Origin of the sequence: Falsibacillus pallidus (assembly GCF_050990905.1) — a bacterium.
Classification (GTDB): domain Bacteria; phylum Bacillota; class Bacilli; order Bacillales; family DSM-25281; genus Falsibacillus; species Falsibacillus pallidus_A.
Map to the genome: position 1 here is coordinate 1,095,377 of NZ_CP158866.1, position 15,029 is coordinate 1,110,405.

Genomic DNA, 15,029 nt, shown 5'->3' on the forward strand with positions numbered 1-15,029 from the left:
GATATGAACGTGCAGATAAAAGAAATCCATATTTACGGCTATGGAAAATTCGAGTCGCTGATCCTTCATCCTGATGAAAATCTACAAGTGTTCTTTGGGGAAAATGAAGCAGGTAAATCTACGATTATGGCATTTATTCAAAACATTCTTTTTGGATTTCCTACAAAGGTGCAAAATGAACGCCGATTCGAACCGAAAACACATTCAAAATATGGCGGACAATTAATCATCGAGGCAGAGAGCTGGGGAGAAGCTGCAATCGAGCGTGTAAGAGGAAAAGCAGCAGGGGACGTTAAGGTTTTATTAAAGGATGGAACAGTGGGGGGAGAAGAACTCCTTGCCCGCATCCTGGCTGGAATAGATAAATCTGTCTTTCAAGCTATTTTTTCCTTCAGTGTCCATGGCCTGCAGCAAGTTCATCGTTTAAGCAAGGAAGATATCGGGAAATATCTTTTCTCAGCCGGTACGATGGGCACAGATCGGATATTCGAAGCACAACGCGACCTCCAAAAGGAAATGGACGATCTCTTTAAGCCTAGTGGCAGAAAACCGCTGTTGAATAAGGAATTGGAGGAGCTGCGCGAGCTGGAAAGAATGATGAAAAAAGCTAGGCATGAGAACGAAAAATACACTTCGCTGACCCGCTCATTGGAAAAAAATGAGGGTGAATTGGAATCAATTGCAGCGGAGCGGGACAACCTTCAACAAAAACTCCTTCACATTCAGCATCTTCAAAAAATGATGCCAGTGTTCCATCAATATAATAGGATCAATAAAAGGCTTGTTGAACTGGAGGGGATCCATATTCCATCAGATGGCCACAGCAGGTTGGAAAAGACGCTGGAAAGAATTCAGACGGCAGAAAATGAGTGGCAGTCAAGCGCAAGTCAAATCGCAGAAATGGATGAATACTTGCTGCGGAATGAGCCTGACCCGAATTTTCAAAATGCAGAAGCTGAAATAACCAAGGCGGCAGCTGAATGGCAGGCCTATCTCCAATGGAAGGAAGATTCCTCCCGGCTTTCCCGTCAGTTAGAAGACGTCAACAGGACGCTGGAGCTTAATTCAAAAGAACTTCACCTTCCTCCGTTTACGTTTGAGGAATGGGCCTATGTGCAGGCAGGTCTTGAAATGAAAGCAGCTGTAAAAGAGACAGTAGAGAAAGATCTGAGACTGAACATGCTCAAGGAAGATCTGGTTGTTCAGAAAGAAAGAGAAGCGAAGAAGCTAGCAGAGATGGATAAGCGACTCGACGTTCTGGAAAATGATATGTTTAGTGAAGAAGATTTCAGGGAACTGGAGAAAAGCTTCTCAGGTGGTGCATCTGAAAACCAGCTGAGGGAGGAATGGAATTCCCTTAATGAAAGAGTAAAAGATTTAACGATACAATCAGAATGGAATAAGAATCAATACAAATCCTCAAGGGGAATGCACATCCTCTTTATGGCAGCTTCATTTGCTTTGCTGATATGGGGCTTTATGGAATCCAACATGATCCTGACAGGTGCTGCTTTATTGCTAATAGTATTGTCAGGCGGTCAATTTTGGATGAGCCGCAAAAAAATGATAAAGTCGCAGGCAAAGATCAATAAGAAAAAAGAGCTGTTAAAAAACAAAGCGGATTCCCTCAGCCTGCAATTTCAATCCTCTGATTCGGGAAGATTTCAGGAACAAAAGGCTCAGCATGATTATCAAATAAAGCTGAGGAATGAATGGAAGATGACGCTCATTCAGCTGGAGGAACAGCAGGGCAGGTGTTCAGAAGGGCAAGAACTGCTGGATAAATGGCAGAAGGAATGGAGCGGGCACAAACAAAAAGCGGATGAATTGAAGCGTGCCCTGAAGCTGTCTGAATCATTTCCGGTCTCCCGTCTCGAAGATGCTTTCAATTTGGTTAAAGAAAGTATTGCGGCAGCAGCAGAAGGACAAAAGCTTGAAGATATGATTAAGGAATTGTCAGCGAAAATCTTAAACTGGGAAGACGGGGTCAAATCACTTGGCCTATCAGTGGGAGTGCGCGGAGACAGTGCAGAAGAGATGATTGTACAGCTGAAAAGGATGATGAAAGCAGAGGAAGAGAAGAAGTTTTTCTACCGTGAAGGCAGGAAGAAACTGGATCAGCTCAAGGAAGCAAGGCTGAAATTAAAGACGGGGCTGGAAAATCTTCGTGGACAGTTGAATGATTTATTGAATCAGGCTTCTGTTAAGGATGAGGAAGAATTCCGTCAGAAAGCAGAGCAGTTCAAGGAGAAAGAGGAGTTATTAAAAGAGCTCTCCCTTTTAGAGATGCAGCTTTCAGAAAAGGATCTTGAGGAACTCGCATCTTTTCGAACCGATGAAGGGCTGTTTAATGAATGTTCCTTGATCGAAGCAGGGATCAAGGAGTGTGAGCAGCAAATCCGAGTACTTCAGCGGACGTCTTCTGAACTGCGCCAGGAAATCAAAATCATGGAAGAGGGAGGGGTATATACTGAACTGATGCACCGATTCAATTATCAAAAGTCACTTTTTCAGGAGAAGGCTAAACAGTGGGCATCCCTTTCTGCAGCCAAAAGGATTCTGGAGAAGACAACAAGGAAGTTTGAAGAGGAGAGATTTCCGAAGGTCATTCTGGAAGCAGAAAGATTCCTGCAGCGTTTAACCAATGGGGAGTACCTCGGAATCATTCAGCAAAAAGAGCAGTCATTTATGATCAAGCGTAAAGACGGCCTGTTGTTCGAGCCAAGCGAAGTAAGCCAGGCCACTTCAGAACAAATATATACTTCCTTCAGATTTGCATTGGTTTCTGTATTAAAAGAAGAATATCCGCTGCCGTTGATCATTGATGATGCATTTGTCCATTTCGATCAAACCAGAATGTCTGCGATGGCTGAGATTCTGCATGAACTATCCTCAAGTACTCAGATTCTATTCTTTACCTGCCACAGCCATTTGAAAAAATTGTTCCAGGCAGAAAAGATCATTGAGCTCGAGAGCGGCACACTGATAAATTCTTAAACTCTTTCCGAGATATGATATACTTTTCTATATTGAAAATTCGGAGGTAATTGATATGACACGTGGTGTACTACATTATGATGTCGGAGATCAGGTAGAGCTATATTTGCTCATAAAATCTTCGACAAAAGGGATCGCCAGTAACGGAAAGCCATTTTTGACCCTCATCCTTCAAGATAAATCAGGGGATATAGAGGCAAAATTGTGGGATGCATCAGATGAGGACGAAAAAGTGTTCCAGGCTCAGACCATCGTAAAGGTGAGCGGAGATCTGCAGAATTACAGAGGGCGCCAGCAATTAAAACTAAGGCAGATCCGTCCTGCAAATCCACAAGAAGGGGTGCAAATCTCGGATTTCCTTGAAACGGCCCCTATTACTAAAGACGAGATCACCAGTAAGATCACTCAATATATTTTCGAAATGAAAAACCCGAACATTCAACGCATCACAAGGCACTTAATGAAGAAACATCAAAGTGAATTCCTGGAATTCCCGGCAGCAACGAAAAATCATCATGAGTTCGTTTCCGGCCTGGCCTATCATGTTGTGTCCATGCTCGATTTGGCACAAGCCATAGCTGCTTTATATCCGTCGCTTGATAAAGACTTGTTATATGCGGGTGTCATTCTCCATGACCTTGGTAAAGTTATGGAACTATCAGGTCCAATTTCGACTTCTTACACTGTTGAAGGAAACCTCCTGGGCCATATCACCATCATGGTGAACGAAATCGGAAAGGCTGCAGAAGAACTGGGCATTCATGGAGAAGAAGTCATGGTCCTTCAGCATTTGGTCCTGAGCCACCATGGAAAGCTCGAATGGGGAAGCCCAAAAGTGCCGATGATCAAGGAAGCAGAGATCCTGCATTACATTGACAATCTCGATGCAAAAATGAATATGCTCGACCGTGCATTGGAAAGAGTCAAGCCGGGAGAATTCTCAGAAAGAGTCTTCGCCCTGGAAAACCGCTCCTTCTACAAGCCGGTGTTTCATAAATAAAAATGGATAAGGGATGTTTCATAAATGAGGCATCCTTTTTTCTGTTTTTCTATCTTTACAAGACTTTTTGATTACTTCGCAGGAAATAGAATCTTTGTAATGCACTGCGTTGCTTGGAATGTAGGGCGCAAGACTCCTCGGAAATGCATTCGCATTTCCTTCGTGCGGCGTTGATTCTACGAAGTTTTTCAATGTCCAGCCCCGCGGAAAGCGAAGCGCCTGGAATGGAAAGCAACAGTTGCATATTCCAACTTAAAAAATGCCTTCCTAGAAAGAAGGCATTTTTTCGTGCGGACAAGCATACAGTTTAGATAAATGACCATTCAAAAGGAGAGAAAGCAAATGACATTGCCGATTTGGATCTATTTCATTGCCGCAGGAATCCTGTTTAGTGCATTTATGACCGTAAAGTCCGCAAAAGATGAACGTGAAACAGAAAACGAATGGATTGAAAAAGAGGGGGAAATCTACATCACCCGAATGGAAAAAGAAAAGGAAACACGGAAGAACAAACAAATGAAAGAGGGAGCCTGATCCCCTGATAAAACAAAAGACCGCCATATGGCGGTCTTTTTGTGTTTCATCCGATAAACTTATTTACCAGTTGAAGCACTGGAATCAGCTGCTGGAGCGTTCAGTAATTGATCAAAAGTAGTTTTCAGATCTTTATCTTCAATTTTCAAGTCAGAACCCTTGATTTCACGCTTCATAGCTTCTTGAATTTTGTTTTGATCAAGCTTGGACACTTTTACGTCATGTTCAAGCTGCTTTTTCATATCAGCAAATGACTTCTTCTCTTTTTTGTCTGTCACCTGGATGATGTGATAGCCAAATTGAGATTTAACAGGTTCGCTGATTTCGTTGACTTTTAGGTTGTATGCAGCTTTTTCGAAAGCTGGATCCATCTTGCCTGCACCAAACCAGCCAAGGTCGCCGCCTTTATCTTTTGAGCCTGGATCTGTTGAATATTCCTTAGCCAGGTCTTCAAATTTTGCGCCTTTATCCAATTTCGCCTTCACTTCTTTTGCTGTCTTTTCATCTTTAACTAGGATATGGCGTGCCTTGATTTCAGGCTTATAGTCTTCGTATGCTTTTTTAAGCTCTGCATCAGATACTTTTACATCTTTGATTGCAGCTTTTTCCTGCATGATTCCGATCTTGAATGTTTCACGAAGATCGTCTTCATTTTTATATCCATATTGTTGAAGGGCTTGTTCAAAATTAGGCCCTAATTGTTCCTTGATGTTCTTGACTTTTTCGTCGACTTCTTTATCTGTCACTTTATATTTGTCAGATAATACTTTTTCGAATACTAATTGCTGAAGTGCTTGTTCACCGTATTTATCCTTCATTGCTTCATAAAGCTGTTCTTTAGTGACATTTCCGGCATCTGTTTTGGCAACGATATCTTTGCTTCCGCCGCCATCATCACTGCAGCCTGCAAGACCGACTACACCGGCAGCCAATGAAAGGGATAGAATCCATTTTTTCATGCTGAACATCTCCAATACTAAAATGTTGTGGGTTCCTTTTCCACAAAACATACTATATCACATATCGATTCAGAAAAAAAACATTTATCGAATTGACTTGGGAAAAATAGGCGAATGAATTAATTCAATTGTCACACAATTTTCATAAGATATGCTGAAGAGAATAAAGGAGGTAATGAGCCATGGGTGCTGGATATAATGCAGGCTTCGCGCTGTTGGTAGTACTTTTCATTTTGCTTATTATAGTTGGGTCAGCCTACATCTGCTAATTAATTTTTAAAAAGGATATCCATCCATGGGGCGGTTGGTTTGGCAGCAGACCAGCAAGCCTCATTTTACTTTGCAGACGATGGTGCAGGGGGATAAATTTTTTTTTATATGATGAATGCCTAAACGTTCGGGATGGTTGTTGAATAGTATATTTTAGTCCTTGTTAAAGGAGGTGGAACATATGGGTGCATACGGCGGCGGTTTCGCTTTAATCGTAGTGTTGTTCATCTTGTTGATTATTGTTGGTGCAGCTTGGCTATAAGGCAGGCAAATACGGAGCATAAGGCATGATTAGCCTTATGTTCCCCAAAATAGAAAGGTGGATCATAAAATGACTTGTGGATATAACAGCGGTTTTGCGCTTTTAGTGGTGCTTTTCATCCTACTTATCATCATCGGAGCTTCCTGGATTTACTGATTTGAAAAAGTAACAAGAGGCGGGCCAATGGCCTGCCTCTTTCCGTTCATGCTATGACGTTTTTCATCTCGCATTATGTATGGGACAGCTAAGCAAACAATATTTCGACGTAGGATGAGACAAGCAATATCGTAATCAGGATATTGATCGTTCGAAAGACCTTGCCTTGTTTGTCCTCGGGAATCTCTTTCTGGACGCATAAGGAATTAGTCAATGCATTGATGAAATACAAAATAAATATAGATAGAATTACAAAAGCGGAGATCATTCTAACCCCTCCCCTTTATCTCCTGTAATCTTTACGATACCAAAAAATCATAAAAAAAGATAGAGAATTAGTTTAGGAATAGAAGGGGATTTTTCCAAAAAAACAAAATCCCGATGCCAGCCACTATTGCGGGGAGGAAAAGGGTGGTAAAATGATTGGTAGATTGACAATGTACATGAAATAGAGATCATACTGGGGGCAGGATTTATGGATGCATTGATAAAAAGATTGGAAAAGCTGGAGTTCCAACAAAGGCTTTTGCTGGGGATGTTGCCTCATACCGGACATGAATTTGATAAATTAATCATTGAAAAAGATTTATCTGAACAAGAAACAAGACAATTCCATGAAATGTGTGAAAGATTGAACAAAGAATATGAGGAACAAAAAGCGGAAGGATTTGTTTTCTATGTTCCGCTTTTTAAAGAATTTAAAGAGAGTCTGCATCCAGCCTTAGATCCAAAACAAGTAATCAAGGCATGCGTGAAACAAAAACTATACACGGAGTTGATGCAGCTTCTCGAACAAAATTTATGAATCAGCTTATTTCCTTTTTTTCTTCCTGAAGCTTCACGATTTTTCCATCTTCTTCTATAAAGTCAGATTCAAAGTTGTGGAAGGATGTTTCAAAGATTTCCATAAAATCTTCCCCGTAAATGTTGCGGACAATCGTCATCATCTCGATGATTTCCGGAAATTTACCATATAATCTCCTTAATGGCATAGCACCTTGGAAGACCACGTTTTCTGTAGGTTCATAGTTTTCCATTGAGTGCAGGAGAAGTTCCTCGCCCTTTTGCGTAAGTTCTACGTACGTATTCCTTTTATCATTTTCCTTTTTTGAAAACTTCAGAAGCTCTCGTTCTTCTAATTTCTTTGAGAAGTTAAAAGCCGTTGAAACGTGCATGACCCCGAATTTTGCCACATCTGAAATAGAAGCGCCCTTTAAATGATAGGCAATCCATAAAATGTGGTGTTCATTTATATTCAATTCATAGGGCTTGATCCATTGCTGCCAATCCTTTTCAATCGATTTCCATAATGCTTTGCTCAGCTGCGCGATACGCTGGCTGAATAACATGGCTTCTTTCATAGAGAATGGAGTTTCATTCATTTTAGATTCACCTGCTTACTTATGTATTTTTTGCTGCATGAAAGACTCTAGAGGAATTGATTCATAATTTTAGGAAACCCTTACATATTATTATGCCAATAAAACAAAAATTAATAAAGATATAAATTTACAAAATTTTTTGAAATAAAATTAAACGTTAAATCTTGTTCCTCAATTTACCGTTCACAGAGAGGGATGAGAGCAGTATTTTCAAGGGAAGGGATATACACCAATGTTTGTTTAGGAAAATAAAAAAGCCTGTCCCAATTTTTTAAGGACAGGCTAAGAAATGACAATTACTGTTCAGTTTTATCAGTAGAGCGAATTTCACTTTCAAGTTCTTCGATTGTTCTTTGGATTTCAGCGATTTCTTTATCTAATTGTTCTTTGATAGGCTTGGACTCCATTTGCCATTGCTGAACGATTTCCTTGATATCGGCTGTCAACTGAAGAATGGTTTCTTTGCCCTCGGCAGACAACTTTGCAACGGAATCTTTCAAGTTGACTACGTTTACCTTCATATCCTTTACCATCTCAAGCCATTCCTCAGCAGAATGCTGCAGCTGCTCCCGAAGATCTCTTCCGGATGACGGAGCACTCAATAAAGCTGAAACCGCACCTGCAGCGGCCCCGACTAGAAGTCCATATGAAAAAATCTTTTTATTCATATTCTCACTCCATTCATTTAGATATTACCTTTCTACATGTTTTTTCTCCTACTTGCAAGCATAACCCTTTCGTGAATCAGTATTTTTTTACGATATTTTCGAATTTATAGACATAAGTATAGTAAAAAGGAATGTAGGGAGTGGGGGATATATGGGTGGTTTTATAAAAATTGTATTTTTAATCAGTGCAATTGCTTTTTTGGGTGCGCTCTATTTTTTCCTTTCCGCCAAAAAGCCTGGGATGTATCCTCCAAGAAACGTTTTGAAAAAAAGGGCTCGGACGATGGCTTTGGCAGGCGGGGCAGCATTTTTGCTCGGGCTTTTTATGGCTGCCTTGCAATGAGAAAAGCTCCAGCGCCTTGATCGTGGCGCTGGAGCTTTTGTTTCTTCATGCTATTTGCGTTCTTCTCAAGATGCCGGTGACGATTGGATAAATGATGAACATCACAATGCCATTCAATACTGCTGCAGGAAGAACCCCTACACCGAATAATGCAGCAAATGAACCGGGGAGGCCGAAGATTAAATAAGCGGATGTCAGGAAGATGGCTCCTGATATTACCGTTCCAATCACAGTCAATACCGTTGCGGACTGTACGGAAGCAGATTTTTTCGCAATCAATATATAAAGGTAGTAGAATGCAAAGGATGAAATCAATTTATCAATGATATTCGGGACAAATCCTCCTGGGAATGTAGAAGTCAGGCCGGACAAGACCCCCGTAACAGCACCGAGCAAAAGAACATTTTTCTTTTCAGGGAATAAAAGGATTCCTAAGAACATCATGCTGAGCATCATGTCAGGTTTCAACCCCATGACGAATCCCGGTATAATCGTGTGCAATACTGCGCCAATCCCCACAATGAGAGATAGGGCTACTAATGTTTTTGTCTTCATTTCTCAACTCTCCTATTCTATTCTGACTAAGCTATTGTCCCTCCTGCAGTGCGCCTGTGCCTGCAGCGAAAGATTGTCCATAGTATAACATATCCAATGATAGATTTCTAGGATAGAAGACGGGGGAGCAATTTGAAACGAAATGGAAAGCTCCAAAAAAAAACAGGCTCATGGCCTGCCTAAATGTATCATTTAATATGCTGACTGATGGATGTTGCGATGGATTTCAGATCTTCTGAAGTGTACTGGCTTTCGTTGGTTTTCCAGACTGCTCCGAATCCGTCGCCTTTTCCGTATCGCGGAATCAAGTGCATGTGGAAATGGAATACAGATTGTCCTGCATGTTCGCCATTGTTATTCAAAACGTTCAAGCCGAGAGGATCGAATTCCTGCTTGATGGCATTTGCAATCTGCGGGACGGCTTCAAATAGGTTTGCGGCAATTTCCGGAGTCAATTCATACAAGTTTTCCTTATGTACTTTTGGAATGACCAGGGTATGTCCTTTTGTGACTTGGCTGATATCAAGGAAGGCCATGACATGCTCGTTTTCAAATACTTTGGAAGCGGGGATGTCCCCATTGATAATTTTGCAAAAAATACAATCGCTCATATTTCTCCGCCTTTCCATACATGATTTTCCTTTATTTTATCATAGCAAGATGAGTACAGGGAAATGTAAAAGGGCAGGATTCTCGTAGAAGATCCTGCCCAATTGAAGGGTTAAAGGTTTTTTTAGCTTCGGCTTCTCTCTTTGACAGACACCTCATTTGTCATGAAAAGTGTACTACAAATCGAATTGGACTCCAGTACTCACGTTCAAAACGATCATCCCCTTATTCTTTAAGAACTCCAATCACTTGGAACATAAAGACATCAATGGCGATCTTTCTTTGATAAACACCTCATTTGGTCGTTTAATCAATTGAATTGTGATTTGGTCATATCCATGCACGATGACTATTTCCTTTGGATATGGCTCGAATTGCTAATGCAAACACGGTACTCGGTCTTTAACAACCACCCCGTTATCGAGTTTTTTTAACCCCTTCGAATATAGAATGTGCAATTTGAAAGTGAATATTACTAGAAATCTTTTCCTGTTCTTTTCTTTCGAAGTAACAAATGAAGTTGAAATTTGCTAAAATGGGGAGAAGAAGTACAGGCTGCAGAAAGGGTGTTTTCAGATCATGTCTTTATTGAAAGTGACAAATTTAAGTGGAGGCTATACGAAAAAGCCGGTCCTGAAAGACGTATCCTTTTCCATCAATCGAAATGAAATGGTCGGTTTGATTGGACTGAATGGAGCGGGAAAAAGCACCACCATCAAACACATCATCGGATTGATGGACCCAAAAAAAGGGGAAGTGACAATTGATGGAAAGAATCTGGCTAATGATCCGGATGAATATAGAAGACAGTTCACATACATACCAGAAACGCCAATCCTATATGAAGAATTGACGCTTGAAGAACATTTAAGGCTTACTGCGATGGCGTACGGACTTGAAGAGAATGAAATGAAAAAAAGAATGGAGCCATTATTGAAAGAATTTCGCCTGGAAAAAAAGCTTGGCTGGTTCCCTTCGCATTTTTCAAAAGGAATGAAGCAAAAAGTCATGATTATGTGTGCCTTTATGGTTGAGCCAAGCCTTTACATCATTGACGAACCATTTGTAGGACTCGACCCCCTTGGCATTCAATCCCTGCTGGAATTGATGAATAAAATGAAAGAAAGTGGAGCCGGTATTTTAATGTCAACGCATATATTGGCAACAGCTGAGAGATATTGCGATTCCTTTATCATTCTCCATAACGGTGAAATCAGGGCAAAAGGCACGCTGCGTGACCTGCAAATGGAATTCAACATGCCTGGAGCCACTTTGGACGACATTTATATACAACTGACAAAGGAAGATCAGGATGAAGGAAATTAATCGTTTGTGGAGAGATAGAAGCAGGGAAAATCATAACGAACTTCGGAAATATCTGCGCTACATGCTGAATGATCACTTGCTGTTTGTAGTGATATTCGGCATCGGCGGTGGTGCGTTTTATTACCAAAAATGGGTGCATTCCCTTGATGGGAATTTCCCCGTCGCCTTGATGATGGCGCTGATTTTGGGATTGACAGCAGCGATCAGCCCCATCCAGACCCTTTTAAAGGAAGCTGACCAAGTATTTTTAATACAGCTTGAAACAAAAATGAATGCTTATTTCCATAAAGGAATCTGGTCGAGTTTCCTCTCCCAAAGCTATGTTTTATTGATTTTGGCAGCGGTGCTCATGCCTATATATGCACAGGTGAAAGGCAATGGATTCTCTTTCTTCTTTCTTCTTTTGCTGGTGCTGTTGTTGATGAAAATATGGAACCTTTATATCCGCTGGTACGTATTAAAATTTCAAGAAATGGAATACAGCCGATTGGACTTTTGGGTAAGGCTGGCACTGAATTCAGTATTGCTGTATTTAGTTGTGGATGGTGCCCCGATCTATTTCATCGGCTTCATCGGAGTGATTTATCTGCTGCTTCTCGCTTATTTCTCAAAGACAGCAGGGAAGAAGCTCGTTAAATGGGATAAGCTTATTAGAATGGAAGAGCAGCGGATGATGGCTTTTTATCGGACAGCAAACCTTTTTACCGATGTCCCTAAACTAAAAGGGGAAGTGAAGAGGAGGAAATGGCTCGATTGGCTGTTTCAATTTTCCGCTTACGGGCGTGAAAACAGTTATTGGCATCTATTCTTCCGCACGTTCATCCGCAACTCGGAATACTTTGGATTGTTTATACGGCTATTAGTCATTGGAGCGCTTTTAATATTCTTCAGTACAAACCTCTATCTTATTATCGGGCTCGCATTATTATTTGTGTACCTGACTGGGATTCAACTTATTCCATTGTTGGGGAGCCAGGATCACAAGCTCTGGATTCATATCTATCCTTTGAAGAAGGAATGGAAAACGAAAGCATTCTTAAAATTGATGCAGTACATCCTGTCTGCTGAGATGATTCTTTTCTTTGCCGCAGAAGCTGTAAAAGGAGAATGGGCAAATAGCGCCATATTAGCAGCGGCAGGGCTGTTATTCGTCATCCTTTTAGTAAGAGCTTATATTCCTTCGAGGCTTAAGAAAATGAATCATTGAACATTCTTTTGATGCGTTTGTCGGAAATGGAGGGAGAGCATATGGGATTATCCAATTATGAAATGGCAGCAAAAAGTGAAAATGAATTATGGAAGCGGAAAATAACCACCAAATCCGGGATGATGAAAAGGATGGCCAAGAAAGCTCAGGGAAAAATGAATGATTTGATCCCTGAAAAAATTCATCTCGTGATGACCGAAAGCATTAAAAAAATGGTGGAAGCTGCTTTGTATGGTTCTGAATATTTGACAAAAAGCCAGGTCAGTACAATTTTGGAACTGGAAGAAATCGAAATGAATATCAGGAAGAAGATTGAATTCTATAAGAAAACGGCAGCCATCGAAGGTGCTGGTACGGGGGCAGGCGGTTTCATGCTGGGCCTCGCAGATTTCCCTCTGCTCTTATCGATTAAAATGAAATTGCTTTTTGATATTTCCGCGATTTATGGATATGACATTCGCTCCATGGAAGAAAGGCTGTTCATCTTGACAGTATTTCAATTAGCCTTTTCGAATGATGACAAACGAATGAATCAACTTGTAAGAATTGAAAACTGGGAGAAGGATGATCAAGGGAGTAATGAAATTGATTGGAAAATCCTCCAGCAGGAATATCGAGACTACATTGATTTTGTGAAACTTCTCCAAATGCTGCCGGGAATAGGTGCAGCAGTGGGGGCATATGCCAATTTTAATCTGCTTGACTATCTGGGCGAGACGGCCATTCAGGCTTATCGAATCAGATATTTTAATGAAAAAAGCTGACCTATGTGGTCAGCTTTATTAGTTACTATTTCTTTACAACAGCATGTTCCTCAACTGATGGAGCTTCTTGAAAAGATAATGCTGCGTGCCCCAACGTTTTGGCAGCGATCAGCATGGATTTTTCATCAAAATCAAATTTAGGATGGTGGTGGGGATATGGTGGATCGATTCCTTCTGGTTTTGCACCGGTAAAGAAAAAGCTGCCCTTTACATGCTGCAGATAGTAAGCGAAATCTTCTCCACCCATTTCAGGCTCTGCTTCCTCCACCTGAATGATTTCAGGGACATTCCTGGCACAGTCCTTTAAAAATTGTGTTTCTTCATGATGGTTGACAACAGCAGGGTATCCCCGATCAAAATTGTAGTCATAGGATGCCCCCCACATTTCACAGACGCCTTTGACCACTCTTTCCATTTCTTCTTCAATTTGATCCCTTACATCTTCATTGAATGTGCGGACAGTACCGATCAGTTTAGCTGTATCAGCGATGACATTGAAGGCATTATCGGCCATGAACGATCCGATGGAAAGAACGGCAGAATCAATTGGATTGACCCTGCGGCTTACAATTTGCTGGAGACTTGCCACCACTTGTGCCCCAATGACAACTGAATCCTTCGTTTTATGCGGTTGGGCCCCATGTCCACCCGATCCTTTAATGACAATTTCAAAGCGGTCTGCAGCAGCCATAATCGGTCCGGATTTCGTGGTGATCACCCCGACAGGTACAGTCGCCCACAAATGAGTCCCGAATATAACATCCACACCTTCGAGGCACCCATCTTTAATCATTTCAATCGCCCCCCCGGGAGCATATTCTTCGGCGTGCTGATGGATAAATACGTACTCTCCTGAAAGTTGATCCTTTAATTGAAAAATAGATTTGGCCAATGTCAGTAATGTGGCTGTATGACCGTCATGGCCGCATGCGTGCATCACACCAGGGGTAAGGGACTGAAATGGGAGGCCCGTTTCTTCATTGATGGGAAGAGCATCGAAATCCGCCCTCAGAGCAATGGTTTTTCCAGGATGAGCCCCTTTAATCTTTGCAACGATCCCGTTTCCGCCGACGCCTTCCCGGAAATCCACTCCGAGATCCCGATAAAAATCAGCTATGTATTTTGCTGTATTCACTTCTTTGAATGAGAGTTCAGGATGCTGGTGGAGGTAGCGCCGAATATCCACCATTTCACTATAATGATTCTCAAGCTTTTGAAATAATTGATTGAGCATATTAAAGCCTCCATTCTGTAATTATCTGAAGATTGTAAAATATTATATCACTTTACCAAACATAATTGAGTCGATATGAAAAATTAAGTGAAAAAAATGAACGAACTATAATAAAATAGTAAGGTATACCATTTTTGGAAAAGGAGTTAATCATGAACTTTAAGAAGATTTTATTTGGACTCATATCTTTTTTTGCTTTTTTAGCCGTGCTGCTAATGGTGGAGAAAGGAAGCAGTACTTCATTTGATTCATCTGCAGCCAATTGGATGCATTCATTTTCATTCCTGCGTTTCTTCGGTATCTTTGGAACGGAGCTGGTCATTGGCGGAGGGAGCATCGCCCTGATTATTTTCTTGTGGTCGTGGAAAAAAGATTATTACGGGATTGCCCTGCTCCTGGTATCTGTGGCAGGTGGGAACTTACTGAATAAATGGCTGAAGGGAGCCGTCATGAGGGAGCGCCCGGCGATGGCACACGGTGAAGAGGGCTATAGCTTCACAAGCGGCCATGCAATGGTGGGAATCATTTTTTATTTATTGGCTGCCTTCTTCATAGCCGGTTCCATGAGAAGAAATCCGTCCAAAAAAGGAGTATATATTGCAGCGGGATTACTAGCTCTTTTGACAGGGCTAAGCAGGATCGTGACCTATGCTCATTATCCTACAGATGTCATCGGAGGATACTTTCTGGGATTTTCCGTATTCATGTTCCTTCTTGCACTTTATGAAAAGCTGCAAACAAAAAGCAAACGGATATAAACCCG

At 41.3% G+C, this 15,029-nt stretch carries 18 protein-coding genes; 11 read left to right on the forward strand and 7 right to left on the reverse strand.

What is annotated here, in order from left to right; translation table 11 throughout:
- Window positions 1-9: 9 nt before the first annotated feature.
- From ABTV07_RS05900 to ABTV07_RS05910, 3 genes are all read left to right on the forward strand, one after another.
- Window positions 10-2,997 (forward strand): AAA family ATPase, encoded by a 2,988-nt coding sequence (locus tag ABTV07_RS05900; protein WP_433748652.1) that lies wholly within the window; start codon window positions 10-12, stop codon window positions 2,995-2,997.
- Window positions 2,998-3,052: 55 nt separating this feature from the next.
- Window positions 3,053-3,997, forward strand: a complete 945-nt coding sequence (gene yhaM / locus ABTV07_RS05905) for a 3'-5' exoribonuclease YhaM (RefSeq protein ID WP_433748655.1) — start codon at window positions 3,053-3,055, stop codon at window positions 3,995-3,997.
- 342 nt (window positions 3,998-4,339) lie between these two features.
- Entirely contained in the window at window positions 4,340-4,531 is a 192-nt protein-coding gene (locus ABTV07_RS05910) for a sporulation YhaL family protein (protein ID WP_433748657.1), read from the forward strand.
- Window positions 4,532-4,590: 59 nt separating this feature from the next.
- Here the strand turns inward: ABTV07_RS05910 and ABTV07_RS05915 are convergent, their stop codons facing one another.
- Entirely contained in the window at window positions 4,591-5,490 is a 900-nt protein-coding gene (locus ABTV07_RS05915) for a peptidylprolyl isomerase (RefSeq protein ID WP_433748660.1), read from the reverse strand.
- A 182-nt stretch (window positions 5,491-5,672) separates the two neighbouring features.
- On the opposite strand from ABTV07_RS05915, the gene ABTV07_RS05920 reads away from it, so the two are divergent.
- The 3 genes from ABTV07_RS05920 (at window position 5,673) to ABTV07_RS05930 (ending at window position 6,178) form a co-directional block, all read left to right on the forward strand.
- The gene (locus ABTV07_RS05920) at window positions 5,673-5,759 is read left to right on the forward strand and encodes a YjcZ family sporulation protein (RefSeq protein WP_114744073.1); all 87 of its coding nucleotides are present in this window, start codon (window positions 5,673-5,675) and stop codon (window positions 5,757-5,759) included.
- A gap of 182 nt (window positions 5,760-5,941) precedes the next feature.
- On the forward strand, window positions 5,942-6,022 hold the full coding sequence (locus ABTV07_RS05925; RefSeq protein WP_114744072.1) for a YjcZ family sporulation protein: 81 nt from the start codon (window positions 5,942-5,944) through the stop codon (window positions 6,020-6,022).
- Window positions 6,023-6,091: 69 nt separating this feature from the next.
- The gene (locus ABTV07_RS05930) at window positions 6,092-6,178 is read left to right on the forward strand and encodes a YjcZ family sporulation protein (protein ID WP_114744071.1); all 87 of its coding nucleotides are present in this window, start codon (window positions 6,092-6,094) and stop codon (window positions 6,176-6,178) included.
- Between the two features lie 88 nt (window positions 6,179-6,266).
- Here ABTV07_RS05930 and ABTV07_RS05935 read toward each other — a convergent pair whose 3' ends face one another.
- Window positions 6,267-6,446 carry a hypothetical protein gene (locus ABTV07_RS05935; protein WP_433748663.1) on the reverse strand — a complete coding sequence of 60 codons (180 nt, stop codon included), beginning with the start codon at window positions 6,444-6,446 and terminating at the stop codon, window positions 6,267-6,269.
- A 207-nt stretch (window positions 6,447-6,653) separates the two neighbouring features.
- Between ABTV07_RS05935 and ABTV07_RS05940 the strand changes: the two genes are divergently transcribed.
- Window positions 6,654-6,983 (forward strand): DUF1878 family protein, encoded by a 330-nt coding sequence (locus tag ABTV07_RS05940; RefSeq protein WP_433748665.1) that lies wholly within the window; start codon window positions 6,654-6,656, stop codon window positions 6,981-6,983.
- A gap of 1 nt (window position 6,984) precedes the next feature.
- Here the strand turns inward: ABTV07_RS05940 and ABTV07_RS05945 are convergent, their stop codons facing one another.
- The 4 genes from ABTV07_RS05945 to ABTV07_RS05960 all read right to left on the reverse strand — a co-directional run bounded on the left by ABTV07_RS05945 (window position 6,985) and on the right by ABTV07_RS05960 (window position 9,737).
- Window positions 6,985-7,560 carry an HTH-type transcriptional regulator Hpr gene (locus ABTV07_RS05945; protein ID WP_433748668.1) on the reverse strand — a complete coding sequence of 192 codons (576 nt, stop codon included), beginning with the start codon at window positions 7,558-7,560 and terminating at the stop codon, window positions 6,985-6,987.
- A gap of 296 nt (window positions 7,561-7,856) precedes the next feature.
- Window positions 7,857-8,228: a YtxH domain-containing protein gene (locus tag ABTV07_RS05950; RefSeq protein WP_433748671.1), complete on the reverse strand. Its 372-nt coding sequence runs from the start codon at window positions 8,226-8,228 to the stop codon at window positions 7,857-7,859.
- Window positions 8,229-8,616: 388 nt separating this feature from the next.
- Window positions 8,617-9,126, reverse strand: coding sequence for a tryptophan transporter (locus tag ABTV07_RS05955; protein WP_433748674.1), 510 nt, complete (start codon window positions 9,124-9,126; stop codon window positions 8,617-8,619).
- Between the two features lie 188 nt (window positions 9,127-9,314).
- Complete coding sequence (locus tag ABTV07_RS05960; protein ID WP_433748677.1) at window positions 9,315-9,737, reverse strand: HIT family protein; 423 nt, start codon at window positions 9,735-9,737, stop codon at window positions 9,315-9,317.
- Window positions 9,738-10,311: 574 nt separating this feature from the next.
- On the opposite strand from ABTV07_RS05960, the gene ABTV07_RS05965 reads away from it, so the two are divergent.
- Genes ABTV07_RS05965 through ABTV07_RS05975 form a run of 3 tightly spaced genes read left to right on the forward strand, consistent with a single transcriptional unit; the run spans window position 10,312 to window position 13,032 of the window.
- Window positions 10,312-11,061, forward strand: coding sequence for an ABC transporter ATP-binding protein (locus tag ABTV07_RS05965; protein WP_433751123.1), 750 nt, complete (start codon window positions 10,312-10,314; stop codon window positions 11,059-11,061).
- Entirely contained in the window at window positions 11,048-12,268 is a 1,221-nt protein-coding gene (locus ABTV07_RS05970) for an ABC transporter permease (protein WP_433748679.1), read from the forward strand. The genes ABTV07_RS05965 and ABTV07_RS05970 overlap by 14 nt, the downstream gene beginning before the upstream one ends.
- Window positions 12,269-12,309: 41 nt before the next feature.
- Window positions 12,310-13,032: an EcsC family protein gene (locus ABTV07_RS05975; protein WP_433748682.1), complete on the forward strand. Its 723-nt coding sequence runs from the start codon at window positions 12,310-12,312 to the stop codon at window positions 13,030-13,032.
- Window positions 13,033-13,057: 25 nt separating this feature from the next.
- Here the strand turns inward: ABTV07_RS05975 and ABTV07_RS05980 are convergent, their stop codons facing one another.
- Window positions 13,058-14,266, reverse strand: coding sequence for a M20 family metallopeptidase (locus ABTV07_RS05980; protein ID WP_433748685.1), 1,209 nt, complete (start codon window positions 14,264-14,266; stop codon window positions 13,058-13,060).
- A gap of 152 nt (window positions 14,267-14,418) precedes the next feature.
- Between ABTV07_RS05980 and ABTV07_RS05985 the strand changes: the two genes are divergently transcribed.
- On the forward strand, window positions 14,419-15,024 hold the full coding sequence (locus ABTV07_RS05985; RefSeq protein WP_433748688.1) for a phosphatase PAP2 family protein: 606 nt from the start codon (window positions 14,419-14,421) through the stop codon (window positions 15,022-15,024).
- Window positions 15,025-15,029 lie beyond the last annotated feature (5 nt).